Origin of the sequence: Butyrivibrio fibrisolvens (assembly GCF_037113525.1) — a bacterium.
GTDB classification, from domain to species: Bacteria; Bacillota; Clostridia; order Lachnospirales; family Lachnospiraceae; genus Butyrivibrio; species Butyrivibrio fibrisolvens.
In genome coordinates, this window is sequence record NZ_CP146963.1 from 2,282,044 (window position 1) to 2,308,723 (window position 26,680).

27 protein-coding genes are annotated in these 26,680 nt (G+C 38.5%); 23 read left to right on the forward strand and 4 right to left on the reverse strand.

Annotated features, from left to right (window positions below):
• Position 1: 1 nt before the first annotated feature.
• From WAA20_RS09465 to WAA20_RS09485, 5 genes are all read left to right on the forward strand, one after another.
• On the forward strand, positions 2–823 hold the full coding sequence (locus WAA20_RS09465) for an amino acid ABC transporter permease (protein WP_073387608.1): 822 nt from the start codon (positions 2–4) through the stop codon (positions 821–823).
• Between the two features lie 143 nt (positions 824–966).
• Positions 967–2,247 (forward strand): FUSC family protein, encoded by a 1,281-nt coding sequence (locus tag WAA20_RS09470; protein WP_338802714.1) that lies wholly within the window; start codon positions 967–969, stop codon positions 2,245–2,247.
• Positions 2,248–2,534: 287 nt separating this feature from the next.
• A complete protein-coding gene (locus tag WAA20_RS09475) occupies positions 2,535–3,896 on the forward strand; it encodes an ElyC/SanA/YdcF family protein (RefSeq protein WP_073387605.1) in 1,362 nt (453 codons plus the stop codon).
• Positions 3,897–4,124: 228 nt separating this feature from the next.
• The gene (locus WAA20_RS09480; protein WP_073387603.1) at positions 4,125–5,456 is read left to right on the forward strand and encodes an MATE family efflux transporter; all 1,332 of its coding nucleotides are present in this window, start codon (positions 4,125–4,127) and stop codon (positions 5,454–5,456) included.
• Positions 5,457–5,567: 111 nt separating this feature from the next.
• Positions 5,568–7,547 carry a TIM-barrel domain-containing protein gene (locus tag WAA20_RS09485; RefSeq protein WP_073387600.1) on the forward strand — a complete coding sequence of 660 codons (1,980 nt, stop codon included), beginning with the start codon at positions 5,568–5,570 and terminating at the stop codon, positions 7,545–7,547.
• Positions 7,548–7,709: 162 nt separating this feature from the next.
• Here WAA20_RS09485 and WAA20_RS09490 read toward each other — a convergent pair whose 3' ends face one another.
• Together WAA20_RS09490 and WAA20_RS09495 are read right to left on the reverse strand one after the other, a co-directional pair.
• The gene (locus WAA20_RS09490) at positions 7,710–8,564 is read right to left on the reverse strand and encodes a hypothetical protein (protein WP_073387599.1); all 855 of its coding nucleotides are present in this window, start codon (positions 8,562–8,564) and stop codon (positions 7,710–7,712) included.
• Complete coding sequence (locus WAA20_RS09495) at positions 8,561–9,124, reverse strand: sigma-70 family RNA polymerase sigma factor (protein ID WP_073387597.1); 564 nt, start codon at positions 9,122–9,124, stop codon at positions 8,561–8,563. Before WAA20_RS09495 ends, WAA20_RS09490 begins: the two co-directional genes overlap by 4 nt.
• Positions 9,125–9,560: 436 nt before the next feature.
• Between WAA20_RS09495 and WAA20_RS09500 the strand changes: the two genes are divergently transcribed.
• The 4 genes from WAA20_RS09500 to WAA20_RS09515 all read left to right on the forward strand — a co-directional run bounded on the left by WAA20_RS09500 (position 9,561) and on the right by WAA20_RS09515 (position 12,019).
• On the forward strand, positions 9,561–9,863 hold the full coding sequence (locus WAA20_RS09500) for a hypothetical protein (RefSeq protein ID WP_073387596.1): 303 nt from the start codon (positions 9,561–9,563) through the stop codon (positions 9,861–9,863).
• A 59-nt stretch (positions 9,864–9,922) separates the two neighbouring features.
• Entirely contained in the window at positions 9,923–10,210 is a 288-nt protein-coding gene (locus WAA20_RS09505) for a Nif11-like leader peptide family natural product precursor (RefSeq protein ID WP_073387593.1), read from the forward strand.
• 143 nt (positions 10,211–10,353) lie between these two features.
• The gene (locus WAA20_RS09510) at positions 10,354–11,469 is read left to right on the forward strand and encodes a hypothetical protein (protein ID WP_073387592.1); all 1,116 of its coding nucleotides are present in this window, start codon (positions 10,354–10,356) and stop codon (positions 11,467–11,469) included.
• 79 nt (positions 11,470–11,548) lie between these two features.
• Positions 11,549–12,019: a GNAT family N-acetyltransferase gene (locus WAA20_RS09515; RefSeq protein ID WP_073387589.1), complete on the forward strand. Its 471-nt coding sequence runs from the start codon at positions 11,549–11,551 to the stop codon at positions 12,017–12,019.
• A gap of 116 nt (positions 12,020–12,135) precedes the next feature.
• Here WAA20_RS09515 and WAA20_RS09520 read toward each other — a convergent pair whose 3' ends face one another.
• Entirely contained in the window at positions 12,136–14,208 is a 2,073-nt protein-coding gene (locus tag WAA20_RS09520; RefSeq protein ID WP_167562709.1) for an endo-1,4-beta-xylanase, read from the reverse strand.
• A gap of 430 nt (positions 14,209–14,638) precedes the next feature.
• On the opposite strand from WAA20_RS09520, the gene WAA20_RS09525 reads away from it, so the two are divergent.
• The 11 genes from WAA20_RS09525 to WAA20_RS09575 all read left to right on the forward strand — a co-directional run bounded on the left by WAA20_RS09525 (position 14,639) and on the right by WAA20_RS09575 (position 21,627).
• Positions 14,639–15,727, forward strand: coding sequence for an acyltransferase family protein (locus WAA20_RS09525; RefSeq protein ID WP_073387587.1), 1,089 nt, complete (start codon positions 14,639–14,641; stop codon positions 15,725–15,727).
• Positions 15,728–15,854: 127 nt separating this feature from the next.
• Positions 15,855–16,070: a DUF3791 domain-containing protein gene (locus tag WAA20_RS09530; RefSeq protein ID WP_073387586.1), complete on the forward strand. Its 216-nt coding sequence runs from the start codon at positions 15,855–15,857 to the stop codon at positions 16,068–16,070.
• Positions 16,067–16,174 (forward strand): DUF3990 domain-containing protein, encoded by a 108-nt coding sequence (locus WAA20_RS09535; protein WP_139263740.1) that lies wholly within the window; start codon positions 16,067–16,069, stop codon positions 16,172–16,174. Before WAA20_RS09530 ends, WAA20_RS09535 begins: the two co-directional genes overlap by 4 nt.
• A 35-nt stretch (positions 16,175–16,209) precedes the next feature.
• On the forward strand, positions 16,210–16,434 hold the full coding sequence (locus WAA20_RS09540) for a hypothetical protein (RefSeq protein ID WP_073387585.1): 225 nt from the start codon (positions 16,210–16,212) through the stop codon (positions 16,432–16,434).
• A 110-nt stretch (positions 16,435–16,544) separates the two neighbouring features.
• The gene (locus tag WAA20_RS09545; protein WP_073387582.1) at positions 16,545–17,093 is read left to right on the forward strand and encodes a GNAT family N-acetyltransferase; all 549 of its coding nucleotides are present in this window, start codon (positions 16,545–16,547) and stop codon (positions 17,091–17,093) included.
• A gap of 55 nt (positions 17,094–17,148) precedes the next feature.
• The gene (locus WAA20_RS09550) at positions 17,149–17,772 is read left to right on the forward strand and encodes a methyltransferase type 11 (protein WP_073387581.1); all 624 of its coding nucleotides are present in this window, start codon (positions 17,149–17,151) and stop codon (positions 17,770–17,772) included.
• A gap of 43 nt (positions 17,773–17,815) precedes the next feature.
• The gene (gene tsaA / locus WAA20_RS09555; protein ID WP_073387579.1) at positions 17,816–18,271 is read left to right on the forward strand and encodes a tRNA (N6-threonylcarbamoyladenosine(37)-N6)-methyltransferase TrmO; all 456 of its coding nucleotides are present in this window, start codon (positions 17,816–17,818) and stop codon (positions 18,269–18,271) included.
• 77 nt (positions 18,272–18,348) lie between these two features.
• Positions 18,349–18,756 carry a GNAT family N-acetyltransferase gene (locus tag WAA20_RS09560; protein ID WP_081373812.1) on the forward strand — a complete coding sequence of 136 codons (408 nt, stop codon included), beginning with the start codon at positions 18,349–18,351 and terminating at the stop codon, positions 18,754–18,756.
• A 38-nt stretch (positions 18,757–18,794) separates the two neighbouring features.
• Entirely contained in the window at positions 18,795–19,346 is a 552-nt protein-coding gene (locus tag WAA20_RS09565) for an NUDIX domain-containing protein (protein WP_073387577.1), read from the forward strand.
• 48 nt (positions 19,347–19,394) lie between these two features.
• Positions 19,395–20,498 carry an SGNH/GDSL hydrolase family protein gene (locus tag WAA20_RS09570; protein WP_073387575.1) on the forward strand — a complete coding sequence of 368 codons (1,104 nt, stop codon included), beginning with the start codon at positions 19,395–19,397 and terminating at the stop codon, positions 20,496–20,498.
• 280 nt (positions 20,499–20,778) lie between these two features.
• The gene (locus tag WAA20_RS09575) at positions 20,779–21,627 is read left to right on the forward strand and encodes a hypothetical protein (RefSeq protein WP_073387574.1); all 849 of its coding nucleotides are present in this window, start codon (positions 20,779–20,781) and stop codon (positions 21,625–21,627) included.
• 90 nt (positions 21,628–21,717) lie between these two features.
• Here WAA20_RS09575 and WAA20_RS09580 read toward each other — a convergent pair whose 3' ends face one another.
• Positions 21,718–22,008, reverse strand: coding sequence for a hypothetical protein (locus tag WAA20_RS09580; protein ID WP_073387571.1), 291 nt, complete (start codon positions 22,006–22,008; stop codon positions 21,718–21,720).
• A gap of 232 nt (positions 22,009–22,240) precedes the next feature.
• Between WAA20_RS09580 and eno the strand changes: the two genes are divergently transcribed.
• The 3 genes from eno (at position 22,241) to WAA20_RS09595 (ending at position 26,602) form a co-directional block, all read left to right on the forward strand.
• Positions 22,241–23,539: a phosphopyruvate hydratase gene (gene eno / locus WAA20_RS09585; protein WP_073387570.1), complete on the forward strand. Its 1,299-nt coding sequence runs from the start codon at positions 22,241–22,243 to the stop codon at positions 23,537–23,539.
• Between the two features lie 240 nt (positions 23,540–23,779).
• Complete coding sequence (locus WAA20_RS09590; protein ID WP_073387567.1) at positions 23,780–24,133, forward strand: hypothetical protein; 354 nt, start codon at positions 23,780–23,782, stop codon at positions 24,131–24,133.
• A gap of 477 nt (positions 24,134–24,610) precedes the next feature.
• Positions 24,611–26,602, forward strand: a complete 1,992-nt coding sequence (locus WAA20_RS09595) for an FAD-dependent oxidoreductase (RefSeq protein WP_073387565.1) — start codon at positions 24,611–24,613, stop codon at positions 26,600–26,602.
• Positions 26,603–26,680 lie beyond the last annotated feature (78 nt).

Here is a 26,680-nt window from a genome sequence, read left to right on the forward strand (position 1 = left end):
CATGGATACTTTAAGTGGAAGCCTGTCAATACTGGAAAATCCGGCAATAATAAAGTTCATATTTCAGGGAGTTCTTTTTACAATTATCATTTCTATAATAGCTGTGCTTTTTAGTATAGTCTTTGGAACAGTACTTGCCCTTATGAGAAATTACCTAGTGACTAAAAAGGTAAGGATCATAAAGTTTATATCTGTTGCATATATAGAGCTATTCAGGAATACTCCGCTATTATTCTGGATATTCATCTGCGTAGTCTTTTGTCCGGCTCCGGGATTTATGGACAGGAAAATGTTTGGACTTTCTTCTGTTAATAATAAGCTCATGTTTAAAGCCTGCGTTGCGCTTATCCTGTATACTTCAGCGGTCATAGCAGAGATCGTAAGAGGAGGACTTAACTCTGTTGCAAGCGGACAGATAGAAGCTGGCCAGTCACAGGGCTTTTCCATGGTGCAGATCATGAGATTCATTGTATTGCCTCAGACATTCAGGGCTATTATTCCAACACTTCTTAGCCAGGTCATCACTACCATCAAGGACAGCTCATTCCTAGCAAATGTTGCAGTAATAGAGCTTATGGCAAGGACCAAGCAGGTCCTGTCTGCAGCCAACAGGTACAATGGGCTTAATTCCATCAACGTTTCAGATGTTTTCGTTTTGTTCGGACTTGCTGCTGCCATCTATTTTGTGATCAATTTCTCCATCTCTATGACGGTCAGGAAGATGCAGAAGAAATCAGTGGCGGTTAAGGTTACGAAGAAGTCATTTATTAAAGAAGATTCGAAAAAAGCTGTAGCAATGATCAATAGGCTACAGGAAGATTAAATATAAAAAAGAGACAGTGACTTTTGAGATTGAACATCTGTCAGAATCTTATAAGTTATAAGGATAAAAATTATTAGTGATCAAGGTTTAGGAATAGTATGGAAAAAGGGATGATACATCTGCCGCGCTTACCACATATCGGAATGCGTATTATCAAGTCTGCACTTGGGGTTATGATCTGCTTTGCGATCTACTTCTTAAGGGGAAAAGAGGGGACGCCTTTTTATTCAGCGCTTGCAGTCCTTTGGTGCATACAGAACCAGTCCAAAAATACAGTACAGAATGCACTTCAAAGAACAGTAGGAACTGGAATCGGCGCTTTATACGGTCTTATCTATATTCTTATAAAAGGGCAGATAAAAGGAATCGGAGACGGCTTTTTACACTACTTTATTATCTCTATGGTTTTAATACCAATAATATACACAACAGTAGTTTTAAAGCAAAAGAAAGCATCATACTTTTCCTGCGTTGTTTTTTTAAGTATTGTTGTAAATCACTTAATGGATGAAAATCCCTATATCTTTGTAGCCAACAGATCGCTGGATACACTTATAGGTATTTTTGTCGGACTGATTCTTAATTCTATCTATATCCACGGACGGATTGACAGGGAGACTTTATTTATAGCTGATCTTGATAAGTCAATGGATGATTCTATGGGAGGAGTCACATCTTTTGGAAAGATCAGGATAGGAGGTATGCTTGAAAAGGGGATGAAATTAACTTTCATGACTCTGCGCACACCTGCAGGATTTCTTGAAGGTATGCCGGATGTAAAACCAGTTCTTCCTGTCATAGCCATGGATGGCGCCATCCTTTATGATATCAAGGAAAACAGATACCCTAAGGTCTATATCATTTCTGCAAGACATGCGAACAGCATCGAGGATTTTATTAAGGAACGCGGCTTCAATATCTTTACTACAATTATCCTTGATGATGTCCTTATTATCTATTACGACGAACTAATAAATCCTGCTGAGACTGATATATACGATAAGCTCCATAAGTCGCCTTATCGCAATTACCTCAATAAGGAAAGGCCCAAGGAGCATCCGGTAGTCTATATGATGTGCATTGATAAGACAGAAAAAATAGAACGTCTTGTGCAGGAGATCGAAGAAAGCGACGTATACAGCGAGCTCAAGATCCTATCCTATCCGTCTGATGATTATAAGGGCTATTCTTATATCAAGATCTATAACAAGAATGCATCCGTCCAAAACATGGCTGACTACGTAAAAACTATGACAGGCGCTTCTCAAATAGTTACTATGAGCGATAATCGTAGAAATAAAGCGGATTTCGTTTCCTCTGACTGCAACACATTGGTGCGTAAACTGCATTATATGTTCAATTGGAGTCCTCGAAGATCTTCGGCGAACAATATAAATTTGCTTCATCATGCGTCTGATGTATAAACACTACATCGGGCGCTTTTTTGCTGGTCATAATCCCAGTTGAAGATTATTTGATAATTTATTCTATATACTTATACCATAACAAAGCGGCAACACCTATAATAATATTATCCGGGAGTTGCCAGAAGACAAGCTTTGTTATAGGCGACTATTGTGATATCCTAGTATACGGTGACCAGGAGAGATTCGTCGAAGTAATGCAAAATCTTATGGAGAACGCTATCAAGTACGGGGACGGCGTTGAAGTGTTAATAACTATAGACTACAAGGGAGGAAATAAGTTTTAAATGACATATAGAATGATCGCACTTGGCTTTATGGCAGTGTTTTATGGGATTTACTTTGGAAAGATGCTGATTCAGAGGAGGAAAGGCATTGTTACCAATCAGATAGCCAAGGGCAAGGTTCATGACAGAACGTTTTATATTGAATGCATAATGAAAGTGGCTACGCTTTTAGTGCCGGCTGTTGAAGTTGTCTCTATAGTAATTGGAACTGCGCAGCTTATGATCATGTGGCGCGTAATAGGAATGTATTTTGCATTTCTTGGTGATATAGTTTTCTTTTTATCAGTATATACCATGAGGGATAGCTGGAGAGCAGGTGTTGCGGCATCTGACATGGACCAAAGAAGTCTTGTGACCAAGGGAATTTATAACTACTCCAGGAATCCTGCATTTCTTGGTTTTGACTTTGTTTACATCGGCATCATGCTGATGTTCTTCAATCCTGTTTTGTGTGCATTTTCAATTTTTGCCATGGTAATGCTTCATCTTCAGATTCTGGAAGAAGAAAAGTTCCTTCCGACTGTGTTTGGTGATGATTATCTTGAGTATAAAGAAAGAACAAGCCGCTACGCAGGTCTTGGAAAGGTGACTTTTGATAAAGTAATACTATATATTTATTTCATACTTTTTGTGTGGTCTGTATTGTACTTTTTTACTTGCCTTGCTTATGGAGGAGGTTTTAGCCTTTCATGGGTATGGCTTTGGATTCTGATAGCTGTATTTGCACTTGTCAGAGTATTGATGATCAAAGCAAGAATAGATGGAAGAGAGAAAATCAAGATTCCCGCAGTTTTGAGATATGTTTACAGAGGTTTGGCACTTGTTTTCATAATCTTTTTTGTCATAGTTGAGAGCAAAGTAATTGGTGCTATGACAGCTACTCCTAAGTCTGATCTTGAATATGTAGTACTTCTTGGAGCAGGTCTTCATGGTACACAGCCGTCAAATCCTTACAGAGCAAGGATTCAGAAGGCTGCTGAATATCTGATGGAGAATGAAGATACAGTCCTCATCGCATCCGGCGGCCAGGGACCTGATGAAGCTATAAGCGAAGCAGAATGTGCAAAGAGAATACTGGTTGAGCAGTATGGAATAGACGAAGACAGGATAATACTTGAAGATAAGTCAACTGATACAGAAGAAAACCTTAAGAACAGCCTTGTTATTATAGGCGATGAAGACGCATATGTTGGCATCATCTCTAATGGATTCCATGAATACAGAGCTATGTCTATAGCAAGGAATGTGGGATATAACAATGTACATTCAGTTCCTGCGGTAACTCTTTTTCCTGTGGGTATCCATTATACGGTAAGGGAGTTCTTCGGTATGGTGGAATTCTATGTGAAGTACAAGCTGTGAAAGATTACATGTTTGGTTGCAGAGTGCTCTAACAATGTCTGCTAGCAGATGTATACGACTTAATCAAGTTTTGGTTGACTCATCTTAAAATGGGTGATATCATAGCTGAGAATTAAATATTGATAGTAGGGCTGAGAGATCGGCCACGGTAAGGAAATCCATAATCCTAGGCGGGTTATGGATTTTTTTTTTGCCCGAAAACATATTGGGATAACGAAAGGAATCAACATGCAAAACGAATTATTTGAAAAAACACCTATTCCAAAAGCTTATATGAAGATGGCGCTTCCTGTTGTTATGGGAATGGTTGTAACACTTGTTTATAACCTTGTAGACACCTATTTCATTGCGAAAACAGGTAATACCAACCTTATTGCTGGTGTATCTATCTGCGCGCCGCTATTTACACTGCTTCTGGCTATTGGAGATATCTTCGGTATAGGTGGAAGCTCTGTTATATCAAGGATTCTTGGAGCTCATGACAAGGATGGCGCAAGGAAAAAGAGCACATTTTGTATATATACGGCTATCATAACAGGAATCTTGTTTACAGTCATAATGCTGGCGCTTAAAAGACCGATGCTTACACTTCTTGGTGCTACAAGCGCAACTTACGAATATGCTGATCAGTATTATTCATGGCTTATTTTGGGTTCAACCTTTGTTATTTTTTCACTTGTTCCTTCAAATCTGCTTCGTGCAGAAGGTAAGGCAATGGAATCCATGATTGGATCTGTTATTGGTACTATTATAAATATCATCCTTGATCCAATCTTTATCTTTGTACTTGGTCTTGGCGCAGCGGGTGCGGCTATGGCTACAATTATTGGTTATATTATTACCTGCACATTTTTTGTTATTATCATTAAGACTAGAAGTGATGTTCTGTCTATTGATATTAAAGATCTTAAGATGGATGCACAGACTTTTGGAAGCGTTCTTGCAATTGGACTTCCTTCAAGTATCACTAATCTCATGCAGACAATAGGAATCACTCTGACTAACAGATATTTACAGCCTTATGGCGATGAAAGCATAGCGATCATGGGAATTATACTTAAGATCGTTAATATTGCGGTTCTTATCATTGTAGGTCTTGCATTTGGCGGTCAGCCTCTTATTGGCTATTGTTATGGTGCAGGGCTTAAAGAAAGACTTCGTAAGATCATGGGATTTGGTATGGCTGTAACAGGCGGAGCCGGCCTTGTATGCCTTGCAGCTTTAACTATCTTTTCACATCCTATTATTGGGAAGTTTTTAAGTGATGAAGCGATGATCGCTACAGGATCTAAGATGCTGTTATTCCAGCTTCTGGGAATGCCGCTTATGGGTATCTGCCTTATTGTTATCTGTACATTCCAGGCTACTGGTAAAGCAGCGGGAGCATTTATATTGTCATCCTGCAGACAGGGACTGGTATTCCTTCCGGCTATAATTGTACTTTCTAGTGTGTTGGGGCTTAACGGCGTTATCGCAGCACAGTTCACAGCTGATATAGTTACAACAGTTGTAGCTTTCGGACTCTTCAAGGTGTTCTTGTGGAGAGAAGTAATGAGATAGGCTGTGCCGTTAGGGGCTCTGGCAAATAATATGATATTGGTGGGTTATAATGATCTAGAAAGTATATTACAATGAGATAGATATATGAATTATGGGAGGTTTTGTAAATAGATGGTCAGAAAATTCAGAGTTGGAAATCCTATTGAAACGGATTCTGTCGTTAAAGATATTGAGATTACAAATGGAGAGATTCCATATTTTAAGGCGGATGCAAGCTCTAAGTCGTTGTTTATAGAATTAGATCAGGAAGATAAGGTGTTTGGTCTTGGTGAGACTATTCGTGGGATGAATAAGAGGGGATGGATCTATACAAGTAATAATGCTGATGATCCTAATCATACTGAGGACAAGAGGTCTTTGTATGCTTCTCAGAACTTTTTTGTCATAACATCGAAAAGCAGGACTCTTGGCGTATATATTGATACTCCCGGAACTGTTACTTTTGATATAGGGTATAGCAAGTTTAATGAGCTTACTATTTCTTTTGAAGACTATGATTTTGATATATATATCATAGAGGGTCCTTTTGAGGGTGAAGAAAAAGAAGTTAAAGGTGTAGTCAAAGAGTTTCGTTCAATTATTGGTCGAAGCTATATTCCTCCGCGCTGGGCTTTTGGCTATGGTCAGAGCAGGTGGAGCTATTTTACTGCAGATGAAGTAAGGGAAGTTGCGGACAAGTATGATGAAGCCGGCATTCCTCTTGATATGATCTATCTTGATATCGATTATATGGAAAGGTACAAGGACTTCACGGTAGATGATAAGGCTTTTCCTGACTTTAAAGAGTTTGTATCTGAAATGAAGAACAGGGGGATCCATCTTGTTCCGATCATCGATGCAGGAGTTAAGATCGAGGATGGATATGATGTATACGAAGAGGGCGTAGAAAAAGACTATTTTGTCAAAAAAGAGGATGGAGAAAGGCTCGTAGCTGCTGTATGGCCAGGTAGAGTTCACTTCCCGGATTTCCTTAACGATGAAGCAAGGGCGTGGTTTGGAAATAAGTACAAGGTGCTTCTGGATCAGGGTATAGACGGCTTTTGGAATGATATGAACGAGCCGGCAATCTTCTATACAGAAGATCATCTTAAAGAAGTGTTCGACAAGATTGAAGATTATAAAGATAAGAATCTGGATATCAATTCATTTTTTGCCTTTAAGGATCTGGTGGGTTCTATTGATAATAATGAAGCTGATTACAAGAGATTCTATCATGAATACAAGGGTCAGAAGATCCGTCACGACAAGGTTCACAACCTTTTTGGCTACAATATGACAAGAGCGGCAGGAGAAGCCTTCGAGAGACTGTCTCCTGATGAGAGAATCCTTATGTTTTCACGCTCTTCATATATTGGAATGCACAGATATGGCGGTATCTGGTGCGGTGATAATAAGTCATGGTGGTCACATCTTCTTCTGAACATTCAGCAGATGCCGGCGCTTTCAATGTGCGGATTCCTTTATTCAGGTGCTGATGTTGGCGGATTTGGTGCTGATACTACAGAAGATCTGCTTCTTAGATGGATCGCTTTTGGTATCTTTACACCACTGTTTAGAAATCATTCTGCAATGGGCACAAGGAAACAGGAACTTTACAGATTTGAAAGTGTTGATAAGTTTAAAAAGCTTGTTGAGCTTCGATATGCTCTTTTGCCATATCTGTATTCAGAGTTCATGAAGGCGGCACTTCGTGATGAGATGCTGTTTGCACCGCTTTCTTTTGAGTACGATGATGAAAGAAGTGGTGAGGTTGAAGATCAGCTTTTACTTGGCGAGAGCATTATGCTGGCTCCTGTTTATAAGCAGAATGAGACTGGCAGATATGTATATCTTCCGGAAGATATGAAGATGATCAGGTTCAGGGCTTATGATGATTATGATGAAGAGGTTCTTAGCGCGGATGATCACTATGTGAAGGCGGATCTTGGAGAGGTGCTTGTGTTTGTAAGGAAGGGACATGTGCTTCCTCTTGCAAAGCCTGAGAATAGAACAGATAAGGTAAGCGCTGATAGTCTTAAATATATCTGCTATGAGGCTGATAGCGACAATTATGAGCTTTATACTGATGACGGAATTTCAAGGATCAAATAAGGCAACAATAAAACGGTAATAAAACAATAAAAAAACAATAACAAAACAATAACAAAACGGCGCATTCACAGAAGTTACGATGCGCCGTTTTATTGATTTGCTTATTTTGAGTGATATTGCTGCATTCTTGAACTTTATGTTCAAGAATGTATATTTTTAATATTACTGGAGTTCGAATGTTATTACTACGTATCCTTCACTCAGCCAAGCAGGATCAGCGTTGTAATCGCTAAGGTCAATTCCCAGTTCTTCACAACTCATGAACTTGGCTCCGATATTTATGGTCTGGCTTGCTGTAGTTCCGTCGTTATAAGTAACTGTGCAAGTGATCGAAACGTCTTTTAACAAGAGATTGGTGCCGTTAACCATATCATCGAATGAATCGGGATCGAATATGTCGTGGTTTAGCTCATCTGTTTTAGGAACTGAGCCGCACAGCTCCAGCACAGTGTCACGGTCCATCTCCTGCGAGTCATATGCTACTTCGTATTTATCCAGAGTCTTGGTCTCGATAGACTCAGAACTGTTTTCGTAGGTGTATTTGTTTTGCTCTAAGGAAGCATTATTGGCTGTATAAGTGATCGTCTTGATGTTATCGCCAGTGCATTTCAGGGCTGGAAGCTCTATTGAATAGTTTATATTGGCATCATCTTCATCAGAATCCATAATAAAGCTCAGGAGATAATACTCAGAGATTTCGCACAAAGGAGTCACATCGCCTTTTTCCAGAACAACATCATTACCTTGGGCAGCGTAAGCTGTTATTGTAAATGGATCAGATATTATATCTGTTATATTTCCTCCTGAACCTGTATTATCTGTCGTCATATGCTTACCTGCGAACAGGTTTCTATATAGGGCAGTGCCTAACATCGCTGCTATAAGACTTATGCATGCAGCAAGAGCTAATATTTTTGGGAAAACAGATACTCTTTTTATTTCTGTATAGTTTTTGGCCTTAACAATAGTAATATCATCAATACCATTCATTGCGTATAGTAAATCTTCGCTTTTCATGATGCTAGATAACCCTCCTTTACAAGTCTTACCTGAAGCTTTTTTCTGAGTCTTGAAAGCGTGACGGTGACGTTGTGCCTGGTCATTCCAAATCTCCCGGCAAGAGAAGCGATATCCTCTGCATAAAAATATCTGCTGGTAAAAAGATATGCATCTTTTTCATCAAGGTCTCTGACAAAGCATCTGATGATGCCGGCAAGTTCCTTACTAAGTATAGATTGCTCAACGCTGTTATTATCCGGGATGCAGTCTTCAAGTTCATCAAGAAGCTCGTTAATGGTGCCTCCGCCTCTTTTTGCAGTTCTAGTTGCTTTGAACATATTTAGGGCTATGTCCCTTGTTATCTTTGCAAGAAATGCTTTTAGTATGGCAGGTTTTGTTGGCGGGATCTTGTTCCAGGCTTTCATGTAGGTATCATTTATGCATTCCTCTGTATCTAGTTCATCCATCAGGATATTTGTGGCAATTGTTTGGCAGTATCTGCCGTATTTTTGATCAGTTTCTTTTATGGCTTTTTCGTCTCTGCGAAAATACAGATCGATTATTTCCTCGTCCCTCATAGTTGCTCCTTCCGTGTTGTATTGTAGGCGCCTTACAATTATATAGCCAACAAATAATTGATGAAATCACAGGATTTTAAAAAGATTATTCAAATTAGTGTTCAAAATTTAATATATGTAGCCTTGATAATGGCAAAAAGATAAAAAGCATAATGTTAAACTGATAAATTGTTTTCTTGAAAAATGCTACTATAGTAGCAATTGGTTACGCTTTGGGGCCAAATATGCTATTATAGTAGAAATCAGGGGGCATTTAAAGTTTTTGTAGTAGTTATGGGAGAAAGATTACAAGATGTTTTTTATCATTGTTTTATAATGATGATGTAAGGGTCAAAAGTAAATTTTGCCCCTGTCATCATAATGATCAAGTTACTAATTATAATCGACACGACAATACTTAATATTTTATTATTTAATAAAAGGTATAGGTACAGACATGACAAACGATCAAAGATATTGGTCAGCCAAGAAAGATGAACTGGTATCTGCTATAAAAAAGCTCGGCTTTCCGAGTGAGCTGGGAGAGCAGATTGCAAGGCAGCTTGGAAGTCCAAAGGCAATGGACAGGATGCTTGGATATCTTTATAATGTTCAGCCCGATACACCTGAGCTTATAGTAGATGAGATGCTGGCAATATGCAGTGATATAGATGTGTGGCGTGAAAAGAAGGAAGCGGAAGCTGCCAATGCCAGATATAATGAGATACTTAATTATGGGCTAGGCACAGAGGAAGATTAAATTGTAGCTGACCGTATATGATACACGCAAAACGGCTTATAAAGACAGGAGGGAGAGGCATGAACTGTAGCGACACACTTGACAGACTATTTGAAAAAGCAAAAGCTGATGAAGCTCTCAGGCAGAAGCTTATTGACACTAAAAAGTCAGATAATCCTTTGGCTGATTTCTGCTCCATAGCGACAGAAAATGGTCTTGAATTATCTGTCATGGATATGATCAATCAAGGCGAAGAATTCTATGCGGAGATCAAGAGAAGTACTAATGGCGGCGGCGAGAACTCTCCGGATCTTGATGAGTGGAATGATGAGTATAATATTTTTATGATGAGGCTCGAAGCACTTTGATCTGCTGTGCTAATCTAATCATTTGCAGAGCGCTTTAGGTTATCAATAGAATTAAAAATGTGTTATTTGTAAAAGTTATTTTTAGGAGAGTTTATAGTGTGTTTCATTTATTAAAGGGGAATCTATTTTTTAGGGGGAGACGTATGAAATATAAGTTTGTATCATTGGAGATTAAGAGGTTTATTGCACTTTTTTGCATTATTGCAAGTAGCTGTCTTCTTTTGTCGGGATGCTATGGACCACGGTATTCAGAAGATGAAGCTAATGAAGTTGTAAAACAGGGCACAGCATTAATGGAAGACTGGATAAAAATGAATTGTCCTTATGGAAAGATAGTAGAAATTAATCATTATGATTTAATGTATCCAAGTGGTCCCTGGTATCTTACTGATTATGTAACAGGTACAATGAATGACGGACATACAGATAGAGGATTTGCTGCTAATATAAAAACCGGTGCTGTATGGCTCAGACCAGACGATGATATGTTGGAAGAATTTGTTGAGTGTTCTAAGGAATACTATTTGAAGAGCCTTGATCTTCCATCTGATACAATATTTGGTGATTCATTCCATACCGGTTTGTGTTATAGACCGCTTCGAGAAGGTTCATTTGATAGTACGGCTGATGCTTTTTTTGAATATTATGGTCTTCCGGGTGAATTGGTGCTTCAAAATGGTGATGTAAAAGAATATGTAAATAATCCGGACAGGGGAGCAACTATATATTATAACGGTTGGATAGAACAATTGCCGGAAAGCTTTTCTTTAGAAAGTTATACCTTTGATGATTTAAAGCAAAGGCAGGAAAAGTATAATATCAAGTGTGATTATATAGTTTTAAAAAGCAAATTTGAGCAATTTTCTTATAGTTATTTAAATTATCTTCACTATGAAAAATGGGAATATGAAGAGATCGGAGATGTTTTATTAAAAAACAGATCTGTTTATAGAAGAACAGAGAAAGAACATGGAATAGTAAAGACAAATGAATATACCTTTAATGCTCAAGAAGGTGTACAGATAGAAAAAACAGATAAAGGGTATCGTATCACAGTTGATCCTTGGGCTAAAAATGTAGAATTTCAGCTTATGGTAAAGACAGGTAATCCCATGCTTGATCATGAGTATAAAAGAGTTTGGGAGGATGGTACTGAGAGAAATTGCTATTGGGACGAATGTGATGAAGGCTTTAGATTAGAAGATAATAAAGGAGCAATTATGAGCTTTTCTAGTACTACAGAATTGATTATAAGATAGAAACGACAGTAATAAAATTCTTAATATGCAGATGTTATATTTCGTTTATTCTTTGGTTCATAGAAGGGGGATGAATATAATGGATATTGTATATAAAAAGCTGACTGAAAATGAACTTGACCAGATCATTGAAATGAGAATTAATCAGCTGACAGAAGAGTATACTTCGGAAGGTAAGACTGTTCCTGAAAATGTGGATCTTAAGAAGTCGCTGATGGATTTTTATACCAAGAATATGGCTGCTGGTACATATGTGTCGTGGCTTGCATTTGACGGCGATAAGATAGTTGGCACAAGCGGAATGTCTTTTGCAGAAAAGCCTCCGTACTTCACTTGTCCTACAGGGAGACTTGGAATCTTATCAAGTATGTATACGGATCCTGATTATAGAAGGATGGGGATTGCAACGCAGCTTCTGGACCGTGTGGTAAAAGAAGCTAGGGATTATGGCTGCGGAACGATCTATATTACAGCTTCTAATATGGGTGTCAAGTTATACGAAGCGTATGGATTTAAGCATAACGGTAATTTCTTGCAATATTATTTCTGAGATAATATTAAGGTTAGAGATGGCCATTTTAAAAAAGATGATCGATCTTACTGAAAGATTTCTAAAGTAAAAAACAGGGTACAGATTCAAATTAACGATCTGTACCCTGTATATTTTTATATACTGTTAATCCATGCCCATGCCAGATCTGACCACAGGCCTACGTCATTTTTGAGGCTCATATCAATTCCATTTCCCTGGAAATCATTGCCGCTAAAGAACTGGTCGATGAGTTCCTGTTTTCTTTTTTCTGATACGTTAACGCCTTTTCCTTCTTTGACGTTAAAAGCTGCTCTCATTGTCTGCTCCATAGTGTAATCACCGCCGAACCAACCTTTAAAGAAGGTGTCGTTGGCTATTGTAAGACCGTGGTGGCCTCTTGGGAATACGTAGTGGGCAAACGGTACTTTCTTTTTACGAAGAGCCATAGCAAAAAGGTAGCTGTTCTCTACAGGTACGAGATCATCTTCCTGAGTCTGCCAGATGAAGCAGGGCGGCGTATTGTCTTTGACCTGTTTTTCCAAAGAGAAGTATTCAAGCTCTTCATTTGTAGGAGCATCACCAAGGAGGGTCTTAACGGAATCCTTGTGTGTGTACTCGCCTGTTGTGATTACTGGATAGGACAGGATAACTCCGGTAGGTCTGTTGGATACTTCGTTATATTCAGCGCTAATATCCTGTACATCATCAAAATGAACTGCAAGGCTTCCACATACGTGAGCACCTGCAGAAAAGCCCATGATAAAGAGCTTGTCAGGGTCAATGCTGTACTTATCAGCATTTTTTCTTATAAATCTTACAGCTCTTGAGATATCATTAAGAGGCTGTTTTTTGAGCGGTACGGACATGGTGATGTCAGTAGTATAGCTAAGTACAAGTACATTCATGCCTCGGTTATAGAATTCCATTGCAGGAAGTTCTCCCTCATGTGAGCAGCACATGCAATATCCGCCGCCTGGGACAACCAGCATACATGGACGATTCTCGGTATCAGGATGAAGGTACGCGAAGACATTAGGCGTAAAGCCGTAAGATGCTTCGTAAGTATACTCGCCTTCCTGCCAGATATTATCACGAGAAATCCTGAATTCTGGGCCATTCTGCGGCATGTCTTTAAGCTGATAGTCGTCTTCAGGATAGTCTGGAGTCCATTTGTCTGCCTGTTCGGAGCCGAGTGCTACACTAAGAACCGCATAGTAAGCCTCTTTAACTTCGCACTTACCCTTAAATAAAAGCGGGTAGCTTGTTTCTCTTCTAAAGCCTGAAAGCCAGCTGTTCTCATCAAGAAGATTCCAGAAGGTTACGCTTGTGATATTGGCTTTGCCGGACTTCTTGGCATCAAGATAGATCTTGAAGAACTCTTTGTATCTTAAAGCAAGCTCATGCATGGACTCATCTGATGGGTCTGCGTTGTGCATATCAAGCTCTGTTATGTGAATCTGAAGTCCAAGGGCGCCGTAGCTTTCGACAGCTTTTTTATAATCTTCAAGGTCAGGATGATCCATAAGAAGATGAGACTGCATGCCCATTCCGTCTACAAGCTTTTTGTCTATAAGGGGTGTCAGGACGTTTTCTATGATGAAATCTCTTTTCCAGTCAAGAGCTGTTTCGTAGTCGTTGTAGAAGAGGGCTACACCATCAGCTACGTATTTTCTGGCGTATTCAAATGCTTTAATAAAAAAGTCATTGCCTACAGTTTTGGTCCAGATAGACTTTCTGAAATCGCCTTCGTCAACGATCTCATTTACAACGTCCCAGGCATAGATAACCCCTGGATATTGCGTCTGAACGAAAGTAAGAACGCCTTTGATATAGCTTTCAAGTCTTTTAAGAATAGTCTCTCTGTCAGCATATGGGAAGTTCTCGTTATAGTTCTCACAGAAGAACCACTTAGGAGTCTGATTATGCCATACAAGGGTGTGACCACGCATGGCTATGCCGTTTTCTTTGGCAAATTCAAGGTAAGGTATGGCATTTTCAAAGGTCAGAGCGGGTTCGAGGTTATATTTTTCCGGATCTGATTTATTTTTATCCATGTCAAGGTAGTACATGGGCTTCATATCATTTTCACATGTGAAGCTGTTGAACTGGTCTGTAAGAAGCTTCATATGAGCCTTGGTATGCAGATTCCATCTGGAAATCGCAGCACCAATCTTAAAATATGGTTCGTAGGCGGTTTTGAGATTCATTGTTTCCTCCATAATGGCATAAAAAATAGAAATATACTTATTGTATACGTATATTCTCTTTTTATCTTATTACATAAATAAATCGTGCACTACGCATTTATTGTCGTTTACTTATCAGAATTGATGAATTAGTATGACTTTTTGTCACTTTGTTCCAAAAGTCATGTAAATAGGCCAATTGAGAACACCTTCGGTGTTGGGCCTATTTACCTACCGATTCACTTTCTTACGAAATCCGCAGTAAATGCGGATTTCTGATTCAAAGTTGCGAAAACATATTATAAAATGATTATGAAATGAAAGACATCTGAGAAATGTTGATGTACACTTAGATAAACAAAAATACAACCACGGTATTACGTAATTTAGTAAAATATAAGAAGTTTAAATATAGAGGATTATGACTTTTCTGAAGGAGAGATGAAATCCAATGAATGACAGAAAAAAAGAGTTCATCTATATAGAATATCTGAGAGTTATAAGCGCTTTTGCTGTTATAGTGGTTCATGTATCAGGGGCTAACTGGTCAAAAATCGAAATAGGGTCCTTTGACTGGTCTGTTCAGACTTTCTATAACCTGATCGGAAGATTCAGCGTTTGCGCTTTTTGCATGATTTCCGGCGCGCTTATGTTAAGACCCGGAAAGGAAATGAACTTTCATAGTATTTTTCATAAATACATAAAGAGAATTCTTATATGCTATGTCGTTTGGGTCATTTTATATTCACTTTTTTATACGTTGATGAATCAGGAGAATATACAGTACTTTATTCTTCATCTGTTTCAGCTGCCAGGGCATCTATGGTATCTACTCATGCTGATAGGCCTGTATCTTATAACACCTGTATTAAAATGTATTACAGCTGACAGGAAGGTGACATTGTATGTTATCTGGATCTGCATTATTTTTGGCGCTGTATTTGGGACTGTAGAAGGTGTAAGCTCTTTTTTCGCAGAAATGGCTGGAGATAGTTATGGATATGCTCTGTGGAAAGCGTTTCTTGGAGATTTGGATAATTTGAATATGACCATCGTGCCGGGATATCTTGGACTGTATTTACTGGGGCATTACATACATGAGTATGGACTTGGAAAATGGCACAGTATCATTATTTACAGTGCTTTTCCTGCGCTTTTATTGTCGGTGTTATTGACATGGGGATGCTCTGTTATCACCGGAAAGTATGTCTATACATTTATGCTGGAGACCAATCCGCTTGTAGTGCTTGGCTCTGCAGGAATTTTTGCTTTATTTAGAAGTTCAAAGGAAAAGAATAAGGTTTATGATGAAAACACATGGCTGACGAAAGCATTCGTGTTCCTTGGGAGCCATACGTTTGGAATATATCTGGTGCATGTTATGGTGATCGATATACTTGATCATTATTTTGCCTTTAATGTGGCAAGTTATCCGGCGATAATATCAGTTCCAGTCAATTCTATAATTGTATTTTTGATGGCGCTGATACTTGCTGTTTTGTTAAAGAAAATACCAAAAGCGGGAGCAATAGTGAGCTGATAAGATTAATAATCTCGCTGGTAAGGGGATGTTTTTGCTATATTATTAGAGGAGCGGATGAATTAGTTCTTTTTTAATGTGGTAAAATAATATAAAAGAAGTAATGTTTAAAAATATGAGGTTATCTATGAATAAAGAGACATTTTCTTTTGTGATATATATGATTCACGCTTGTGCGAATAAATGGGGAAAACTTCCGTCTGAAGTTTATCATTTGTTGTCTAAAGCTGATTGCATTGATAAATTTCTTGTGTTGCATTTTGATGTACTGCATACACAGAGCACATCTTATATTGTTGATGATATAAAAGAGTATTTAGAGGTTAGGGGAGTTAACTTATGATCGTATATCACGGGAGTATTGAAATAGTAAAAAATCCAGATATAAATCATTCATTTAGACCATTGGATTTTGGAAAAGGTTTTTATGTTACTACGGTAAGATAAGTTACTGAAGTTCGAATCCTACGAAGAGGTATAGAATGGAAGATAAAGTTTTAGAGCAGGTATATCAGGAAGGTCTTGAAGAAAGGCTTATAGCGTATATTGCAGAAAGTAATGGAATTACACTTGAAAAAGCAATGTCTATATACTATGGAAGTAAATTATCTACAAAGATTCATAATGGAAATGAAGATATACAATATCTTGATTACAAAGTGCTCGCAGATATATTAAAAGAAACAGAGCCCGAATTGTTTAAGTGATAAATATTGGAGTGGTTTGATGCCACTCCTTTTTTATGTGGATAATAATCTCACTGTTAATCAGCTGTTTTTCTGATATAGTATATATAATATTTTGATGGAGGTAGTAAATGTTATTCGAAGAAAAAACTATTAAAGATAAACTTGGAAGAACTATAGTACTTAGAAATGCACGACCAGAAGATTCAGCAGATCTAATAAAATACTTGAAAACAACAAGTGCTGAGACACCTTTTTTGATCAGAGAACCTGATGAGATAACTATAACGGAAGAAAACGAAGAGAAATTTATACAGGCTAAGATCGATTCTGAGCGGGAGTTAATGCTCCTTGCGTTTATTGATGGTAAGCATATTGGTAATTGTTCTCTTATGAGCATAGCTCCATACAAAAGGTATAGGCACAGATGTGATGTTGCGATTGCGCTTTATAAAGAATATTGCGGTTGTGGCATAGGTAAAGCAATGCTACAGACTGTTCTGGATGTTGCAAAGAGCGTGGGCTATGAGCAGGCTGAGCTTGAAGTAATGGCTGAGAACAAAGATGCTATTCGTATGTATGAGAAGCTTGGATTTGAAAAGTTTGGGACATTCCCTGATAACATGAAATATGCTGATGGAACCTATATGGATGCTGATTGGATGATGAAGAAATTATGATCTAATTAAGACAAGACATCAGGACGAGATATTGAACAACAAGAGGGTAGGTCTAATGAGTAATCCATGGGAAGAAATCAGTTTGGACGATTATGAAAATCATATGAGTCTGGATAGCGTAAAGCAGCTTCAGGCAATGAATTCAATAATGAAAGAGCAGTTTGAAGCATATCCGGTCACTACAGCTATGGTACTGGGAATCGCTGGGGGAAATGGCTTAGAACATGTAAACAGGGATAAGTATAGGACTGTTTATGGAGTAGATATTAACGAAGAATATCTTAAAACTGTTTCAAAAAGGCATATTGATCTATCTGATATTTTGAAATGTTTAAAGGTCGATTTGATCAAAGAATCTGATCAGCTCCCCAATGCACAACTTGTAATAGCCAATCTCCTAATTGAGTACATTGGTTATGATGTCTTTCGAAAAGTAATTCATAAAGTTGATCCCGAATATGTTTCATGCGTGATACAGATTAATACTGATGATGAACAGTGGGTGTCAGATTCTCCGTATCTTCATGCATTCGACAGACTAGATGAAGTACATCATCAGATGGAAGAGGATTCACTAAGTGCTGTTATGCTTGAATCAGGCTACAACAATATCTTTAAGACTAAAGTGCAGCTTCCAAATGGAAAGGCTTTGGTAAGATTGGATTTTCAAAAAGAATGATTAAAAAATATGAGATGGAATTATAGTAGACGCGGAGGTAATTATGACAGACATTGTGATGCAGCCAATTGGATACGTTAAAAACGAAGTTACCCAGAGAAAAGACACTTCATGGGGCGATGATACATCGACAGTAGTACTTAATGATGAATTTAAGACAGGCTTAACAGGACTTGAAGATTTTTCTCATGCTATAATATTATTTCATCTTGATAAAGCTAAATATGAAAAAGAAAAGCATTTACAAAGAAGGCCTCAGAACAGAGATGATATGCCTCTAGTTGGTATATTCTCTCAACGAGGAAAAGACAGACCTAATCAGATTGGAATGACATCTGTAGAGATCATATCTGTCACTAACAGTACGCTTACAGTGAAAGGTCTAGATGCAATAGACGGAACGCCAATCCTTGATATTAAGCCATATTACCCTGTGTATGATAAAAAGGATGCCAAAGTTCCGAAATGGGTCGATCGCTTGATGGAGCATTATTTCTGATGAAATCATTTATAAGACTTACTATAAGTACAACAGGCAATACTAATATACTGTCTGTCTAAATAAACGGAGAAAAAATGGATATAAAAAGAGTTACAATAGATGATAGAATTGATGATTTTATAAACACGGAATTTTCAAATTATGCGATAGATTGTGATGTGGCGCTTAAGTACGAAGAATTCTGCTTTGCTGCAGAAGAAAATGGAAAGATTGCCGGAGTTATCACCGGTCATGCGTATTACAACGAGGTTCGTATTGGAGATTTGATCGTTGGAAAAGAATTCAGAAGATATGGAGTCGGAAGTAAGCTCGTCGCAGCTGTCGAAGATGCATACAAAGGTAAGGGATACGAGAAGATAGCGATCACTACCTTTGGATTTCAGGCTCCGGAGTTTTATAAAAAGCTTGGATATGAACTGGAATTTGTTCGTGAAGATGCAGATCCAAAACTTAAAAAGTATTTCTATTTAAAGAAGATATAATACAAATAAAAAATTAATGAAAAGGATATACAACAGAAATGGAATATCTTGATATTGTTGATGAAAACGGAAATCCTACCGGCGAAACAGTAGAAAGGTCTTATGCTCACAAAAATGGCGTCAGACATAGAACTGCACATGTCTGGATATTGAGGAAAAGAGCTGATAAGATTCAGGTTCTTTTGCAGAAAAGGGCAGAGATCAAGTCTTTTCCCGGATGTTATGACATTTCAAGCGCAGGGCATATCACTGCAGGACAGGAATACCTTGAATCTGCTGTAAGAGAGCTTCGTGAAGAACTTGGTATTACAGCGCAGGAGTCTGATCTTGTATACTGCGGTGACAGATATATTGTGTGGGACGATGTCTTTTTTGGAGAAGAGTTCCATGACAGGCAGTTTACAAAGGTTTTCCTTCTGTGGAAAGATGTTGAGGAAAGTGACCTTGTTCTTCAAGAGGAAGAAGTAAGCGGAGTTCTCTGGATGGATCTTGATGAGTGTATTACAGGCGTAAAGGAGAACTCGTTTAAGAACTGTATCTATCCTGAAGAGCTTGAGATGGTGAGGAAAAGGGCAAAAGAATTTGAATAACTAAAAAGTGAAAAATATTGAAGAACGTGAGGTTAAATTTAGATAATTATGGAACTTAAAGAATACTGTTTTTTACCAACAGATGAATATGTAAAGCCTCTTGGAAGGACATTTATGCTTGATGATATAAGGATTCTCAGCCTTTCTGGATCAGGCGTTGAATTTAAATACACAGGCACAAAGCTTACTGTAACTTTCTATGGCGACTCTACAACCAGTGTAGATGAAAATATGCCGCAGCCCTGGCGTGATCAGGCAAGAGTGGCAGTTATTGTTGATGATGTCATGCAGCTTGATACTGTGATAAAAAAGCCAATGGAAGTCTTTGAAGTATGCGGCCTTGATGAAAGTATTCCGGCTGCTGAACATATTGTAAAGATCATTAAGCTTTCAGAGCCCAGAATGTCTACTGCAGGTCTTGGCGAGATCAGGATCTTAGCAGAAAGCCCTGCACAGCCTACGCCATTAAAAGATAAATATATTGAATTCATCGGAGATTCCATTACCTGCGGCTACGGCGTAGATGTTCCTAATGAATTCCATCCTTTTGCTACAGGTAATGAAAATGTAACCAAAGCATTGTCATATAAGACTGCGCAGAAGCTTGACGCCGACTACAGCATGGTTTCCTACAGCGGTCATGGCCTTATATCAGGCTATACACCTGATCCTAATGTTCCAAAGCTTGAAGAACTGATACAGCCTTATTATGATATATTCGCTTATTCATATAACACTTTCAGAGGCCTTCAGATGGAGAGTAGAAAGTGGGATTTTGCTTCTGAAAGAAAGCCAGATGTCATCGTTATAAATCTTGGAACCAATGATGACAGCTACGTTCAGCAGGATGAAGAAAAGAGACAGGCTTTTTATAAAGCATATATATCATTTTTAGAAAAAGTACACGGTTTTAATCCTACATCAAAGATCGTTGTAGCATTTGGTCTTATGGGGGATGCACTTTTTAAAACGGAACAGGAAGCTGTAAATGCTTTTAAGGAAAAGAGTGGCTTTAACGAAGTATACGCTGTACACCTCACTCCTCAGGATCCTGAAAAGAATGGATACGGAGCTGATTATCATCCATCACCTGTATCGCATGAACTTGCTGCAGTAGAGCTTTCAGAGTTTATAAAAGGTATAGATGATTAAATAAAGATATAACTTTTTATTTGAAAAAAGTATATTATGAGGTAGGTGTCAAAAGTTCCTTTTGACACCTTATGACTAACGGATTGTTCCGTTTCTTCGAAACTCTCACAATCCTAAAACATTCGCAAATCCGCACTACGTGCTACTTTGCTCATGTTTTGTGGGTCAAAAATTCATATTCGATTTCGAGCAAGCTCGAATCGAAATGACTTTTGACCCTTACGTCATATTATTAAAAATGATACTGAAATAAAAAACATAAGAAAGAAGAGTTAAGTAGATGTTTTGTCCAAAGTGTGGTGCTACAATTCCGGATTCCGACAATAAAGAAAAATCGGGTAGCAAAGTTGTAAAAAATATTTTATTAGTATTGCTTATTTTGGTCCTTATGGCAGTTTCAGGGTTAGGAACCGCTGCGTATATGATGTTTCATAATAAATCATCAGGTGCTACTTATGAAGGAAAGGGATATAATACTCCGGAAGAGGCAGCAAAGGCTTATGCTGAGGCGTTTGCTAACAAAGATATTAATGAGATGTTATCCTGCTGTGCGATAGAAAGCTATGTTGATAATTTGGATTATGAAGCACAGATAGAAAGATATGGCGCATATATGCCAACAATATTTGGCGGTCCTATAATGACCGGTGACGATGAAGCAACTCGTCAAATAAATATTGAAGAGCGTAAAGGTCAATTGACCAACTTTATTATAAGAGCATATCTTAGGGTCTCACAGCCAATTGATTCTCCGATTTTTTCAGGATTAGCTTTACAAGTTGGTGATGGTAAAGAGTATGATGCAGATGAGGTTGTTGATATGTTAAAAGGTGCTAGTGATATTGACAGTATCAAAGTTGGCGATGTAGAGGATTGTTACTATTTTCTTCAAGCAAGTTCAAACGATAATTCTGATAAGATACATAAGACTTTGAAAAAAGTTTATGGTGGCAAAATTGAATGGCTTGGTGTTGAACTTGAGATTGACGGTGAAGACTATGTTATGTTTGTTGATGCGATCCAATATGATGAAAAATGGTATATCTTAGCTCCTCATGGAACCGGTGCTTCTATTGCAGGATTGGATGTATACAGCGGAGGCATCTGTGAACTAGCTCTGCTTGATTAATGTTTTAAAGAATAAATCTATTTACTATTCATAAAACTTTAAGGCGTATGGGACTTTTGTTTCATACGTCTTTTTTTATCCACTAATTTTTTATACAGAGGCTTCAAATGATGAACTGTTAATCTGTTCTTTTTGCGCTTCCTTGTTGTAGATATAACGATCCAGTGCTTCTTTTTCTTTTATTCGTTTTATTACATAAGCGTTATTTGAAGAGACTACTGACGCAAGATTGCTCTGTACTGAAGTATATTGCTGTTTCAGTGATGATGCCAGTGAAATTGAAGAGCTATCATCTTTTTTACGTAACTCGTTTATCTTACTGCTGTATGATTGAAGCTGCATCTGGTAGCTGCTTGTGCCTTGAATATTTAGGGCTGACATTGTATTTCCTTTCTTGTGTGATCAAATATTACGAGGATACGATATAATACGGAACTAAAAATATCCTAAAGAAATTTAAATAATATATTGAAATAATTGTTAGCAAATGCTAATATTATATGGTTAGCAGAAGCTAACTCTAAACAATTCATAAACACTTACGCCAAAGAAGCGTTAAGGACAAATTACTCAGTATAGTCCGGTATATACCGGCATTCAGAAAGGTGGAAGTATGAATTATCTTGAAATCGAAAAAGTCATTGGAAGAGAGATCCTTGATTCTCGTGGAAATCCTACAGTAGAAGCAGAGATTACACTTGTAGACGGAACTGTAGCAAGGGGAACAGCACCTTCAGGCGCATCAACAGGTGAGTTTGAAGCTCTTGAGCTTAGAGATGGAGACAAGTCCAGATATCTTGGTAAGGGTGTATCCAAGGCTGTTGCTAATATTAATGGACCTATCGCAGATGCGATCGTTGGAATGGATGCATCTGATATATATGCGATTGACGCAGCAATGATTGCTGCTGATGGAACTAAGGATAAGTCAAAGCTTGGTGCTAACGCTATCCTTGCTGTATCTATCGCAGCTGCAAGAGCAGCATCTGTATCTCTTGATATTCCTCTTTACAGATTCCTTGGCGGAATTCAGGCTACAGACCTTCCTGTTCCTATGATGAACATCTTAAACGGCGGTGCTCATGCTACAAACACTGTTGATACACAGGAATTCATGATCATGCCTGTTGGAGCACCTTCTTTCAAAGAAGCTCTCAGATGGTGTGCAGAAGTATTCCATGCACTTGCTAAGATCCTTAAGGATAAAGGCCTTGCAACATCTGTTGGTGATGAGGGCGGATTTGCTCCTAACCTTACAAGTGATGAAGAGACTATCGAGACAATTCTTGCTGCTGTTAAGGCTGCAGGATATGAACCTGGTAAGGACTTCATGATCGCTATGGACGCAGCTTCATCAGAATGGAAGAGCGAAAAAGGCAAAGGCTTCTACAAGCAGCCTAAGTCAGGCAGAGAGTTCACATCAGATGAGCTTATCGCTCACTGGGAGTCTCTTGTAGACAAGTATCCTATCATCTCAATTGAAGATGGTCTTGATGAAGAAGACTGGGAAGGCTGGAAGAGAATGACTGAGAAGATCGGTCATAAGGTACAGCTTGTTGGTGATGATCTTTTTGTTACTAATACAGAGCGTCTTGCAAAGGGTATTGAAAACGGCGCTGCTAACTCAATCCTTATAAAGCTCAACCAGATCGGTAGCGTATCTGAAACTCTTGAAGCTATCAAGCTTGCCAATAAGAACGGATATACAGCTATTTCTTCACACAGATCAGGCGAGACAGCTGATACAACAATAGCTGACCTTGCTGTTGCTCTTAACACAAGACAGATCAAGACAGGTGCTCCTTCACGTTCAGAGCGTGTTGCCAAGTACAATCAGCTTCTTCGTATCGAGGAAGAACTCGGAAGTGCTGCAAGATATCCCGGAATGAAGGCATTCAACGTTAAGAAGTAATGATATGCAGCAAAAGATCATTTTGATAGAGATTATATTGAAATTAAATATGTTTTTTATCTAAATAATAATTGGTACATAACCTCCTGGGCAGGCAATATCTGCTTAGGAGGTTTTATTCGCTCTTTTTACCAAGTTAAAAGAGTTGATATCGCTATAATATTATGATGACACAGGCATCTTAATGACGTATACTAGGGAAGGCTAAGGAAAAAAGATTTTTGGTTGGAGGAAAAACTTATGTCAAAGAAAACTATTGGATGGATTCTTGTTATCATCGGTTTATTCATGCTTTTCAAAATGGTAAGAGTATCACATTTCGGATTTTATTGCATTGCAGGATTCAATACATCAGCGATCATTTTAATTCTTCTTATTATATCTGCGATCGCAGTAGTTGTTAACACTAACAAAATAACAATTGGGTGCCTTATAGGAAGCGTAGCATTGCTGGTGCTTTCACTTCTTCTTGGACTTCAGTTCTATTTTGCTTATTCATCACTGGTAGATGTTCTTCTTGTTTTGGTTCCTGTTATTGTTGGAACAGGATTGATAATAAAAAGCGCTTTCCACAAGAGAAAAGCATTGTATTAAAGCCAAATAACGTTATATCAATGATATAAGAACACATTATGATATACGGTATAACGATATATCAATAATATGACGTAAGGGTCAAAAGTCATTTCGATTCGAGCTTGCTCGAAATCGAATATGAATTTATGACCCGCAAAACATGAGCAAAGTAGCACGTAGTGCGGATTTGCGAATGTTTTAGGATTGTGAGAGTTTCGAAGAAACGGAACAATCCGTTAGTCATAAGGTGTCAAAAGGAACTTTTGACACCTACCTCATAATATAAATTCAAAATACAAGATAAACCTAAAAAGATATAGTCAATAAAAACAGCCATCAACGAATTGTTTAAAAGTATAAACGATTCGTTGATGGCTTCATTTCTGCCTTAAAAGTTAAAATATAGATATCGTGATATTTACTGGATCAGAAACTGCATCAGGTGAGATGCTCTGATTTAGAGATACAAAAAAATAATAAAGGCAGGAGAAAACTATGAAATATCCAAATCTTTTTGAGCCCCTCAAGATCGGCAATCTTGAGATCAAAAACCGTTATGCAATGGCTCCCATGGGTCCGCTCGGACTTGGCGATTGCGAAGGTGGCTGGAATGAAAGAGGTATCGAATACTACACAAGACGAGCTAAGGGTGGTATCGGTCTTATCATTACCGGTGTAACATTTTCTGATACAGAGGTTGAGAAGCCTTCTTTCCCAAATACTCCTAACAGTACATATAATCCGGTTCAGTTTGTTAGAACCAGCCGTGAGATGACAGAGCGTGTACATGCTTATGGTGCTAAGATCTTCCTTCAGATGAGTGGCGGATTCGGACGTGTAACAATCCCTACAAACCTTGGTGAGTTCCCGCCTGTTTCTGCATCACCAATCCCACACAGATGGCTTGATAAGACATGTCGTCCTCTTACTAAAGAAGAGATCCGCGGCATCGTAGAGAGCTTTGGTAAGGGTGCTTATAATGCAAAAAGAGCTGGTTTCGATGGTATTGAGATCCACGCTGTTCACGAAGGTTACCTTATCGATCAGTTCGCTATTTCATTCTTTAACCAGCGTACAGACGAATATGGCGGATCACTTGAAAACAGACTTCGTTTTGCTAAGGAAATCCGTGAAGAGATCGCTAAGACTTGCGGATGGGATTTCCCTGTTGCAATGAGATTCTCTCTTAAGAGCATGGTCAAAGACTTCAGAGAAGGCGCCCTTCCTGGAGAAGAGTTCGAAGAAAAGGGCCGTGATATCGAAGAAGGTATCGAGGCAGCTAAGCTCCTTGAGAAATTCGGTTATAACGCTCTTGACGTTGATGCTGGTACTTACGATGCATGGTGGTGGAATCACCCACCGATGTACATGGAGAAGGCTCCATACAAGGAATTTGCAAAGATTACAAAGGACAACGTAAATATCCCTGTTATCATGGCAGGCCGTGTTGATAACCCTGATACAGCATCTGAGTGCCTTGAGAGCGGCATCTGCGATATGATCTCACTTGGTCGTCCTACACTTGCTGATCCTGATATCGTTAACAAGATAAGAAGAGGCCTTAACAAGCAGGTTCGTCCATGTATCAGCTGCCAGGAAGGCTGCATGGGACGTATCCAGACATATTCACTTATCAACTGTGCTGTTAACCCTCAGTGTGGTAAGGAGAAGCTTAACGCATACAATCCTATTGTTAAGAAAAAGAAAGTTCTTGTTGTAGGCGGCGGTGTTGCTGGATGTGAAGCAGCAAGAGTTCTTGCAGAAAGAGGACACGAGCCTGTTGTATATGAAGCATCAGACAGGCTTGGCGGTAACCTGATCCCAGGTGGTGCTCCTAAGTTCAAGGAAGATGATATCGCTCTTGCGCAGTGGTATACAGACGAACTTGAAAGACTCGGTGTAACAGTTCACCTTAATACAAAGGCTACAGACAAAGAGATTCTTGATCCTTCATATGATTCTGTAATCCTTGCTACAGGTTCAAGACCTAAGATGTTCTCACTTGGCGATGATGAGAAGGTGTTCTCAGCTGAGCAGGTACTTCTTAAGAAGAAAGATCCAGGACAGGAAGTTGTAGTAGTTGGCGGCGGTCTTGTTGGATGCGAGCTTGCTCTTGATCTTGCTCAGAATGGCAAGAAGGTTACAATCGTTGAAGCTCTTGATAAGCTTATGGCTGTTAACGGACCTCTTTGCTCAGCTAACAAGGAAATGCTTGAAAGACTTATACCATTCAACGGAATCGATGTTGTTACTAGCGCTAAAGTTACAGGCTTTGAAGGCGGCGTGCTTAAGGCTGAAACAGAAGGTGCTATTAAAGAAATCAAGGCTGACAGCGTAGTTCTTTGCGTTGGATATGCAAGTGAGAATTCTCTCTACAACCAGTACAAAGATGACGTAGACGAGATCTACTTACTTGGAGATGCAAGACAGGTTTCAAACATCATGTATGCGATCTGGGATGCATTTGAAGTTGCTAATAACATTTGATAAATATGATTTCTTGAATTTATATTGTAAAAAACTGATATATATTTCTTGAATACATATTACATAAATACATATATT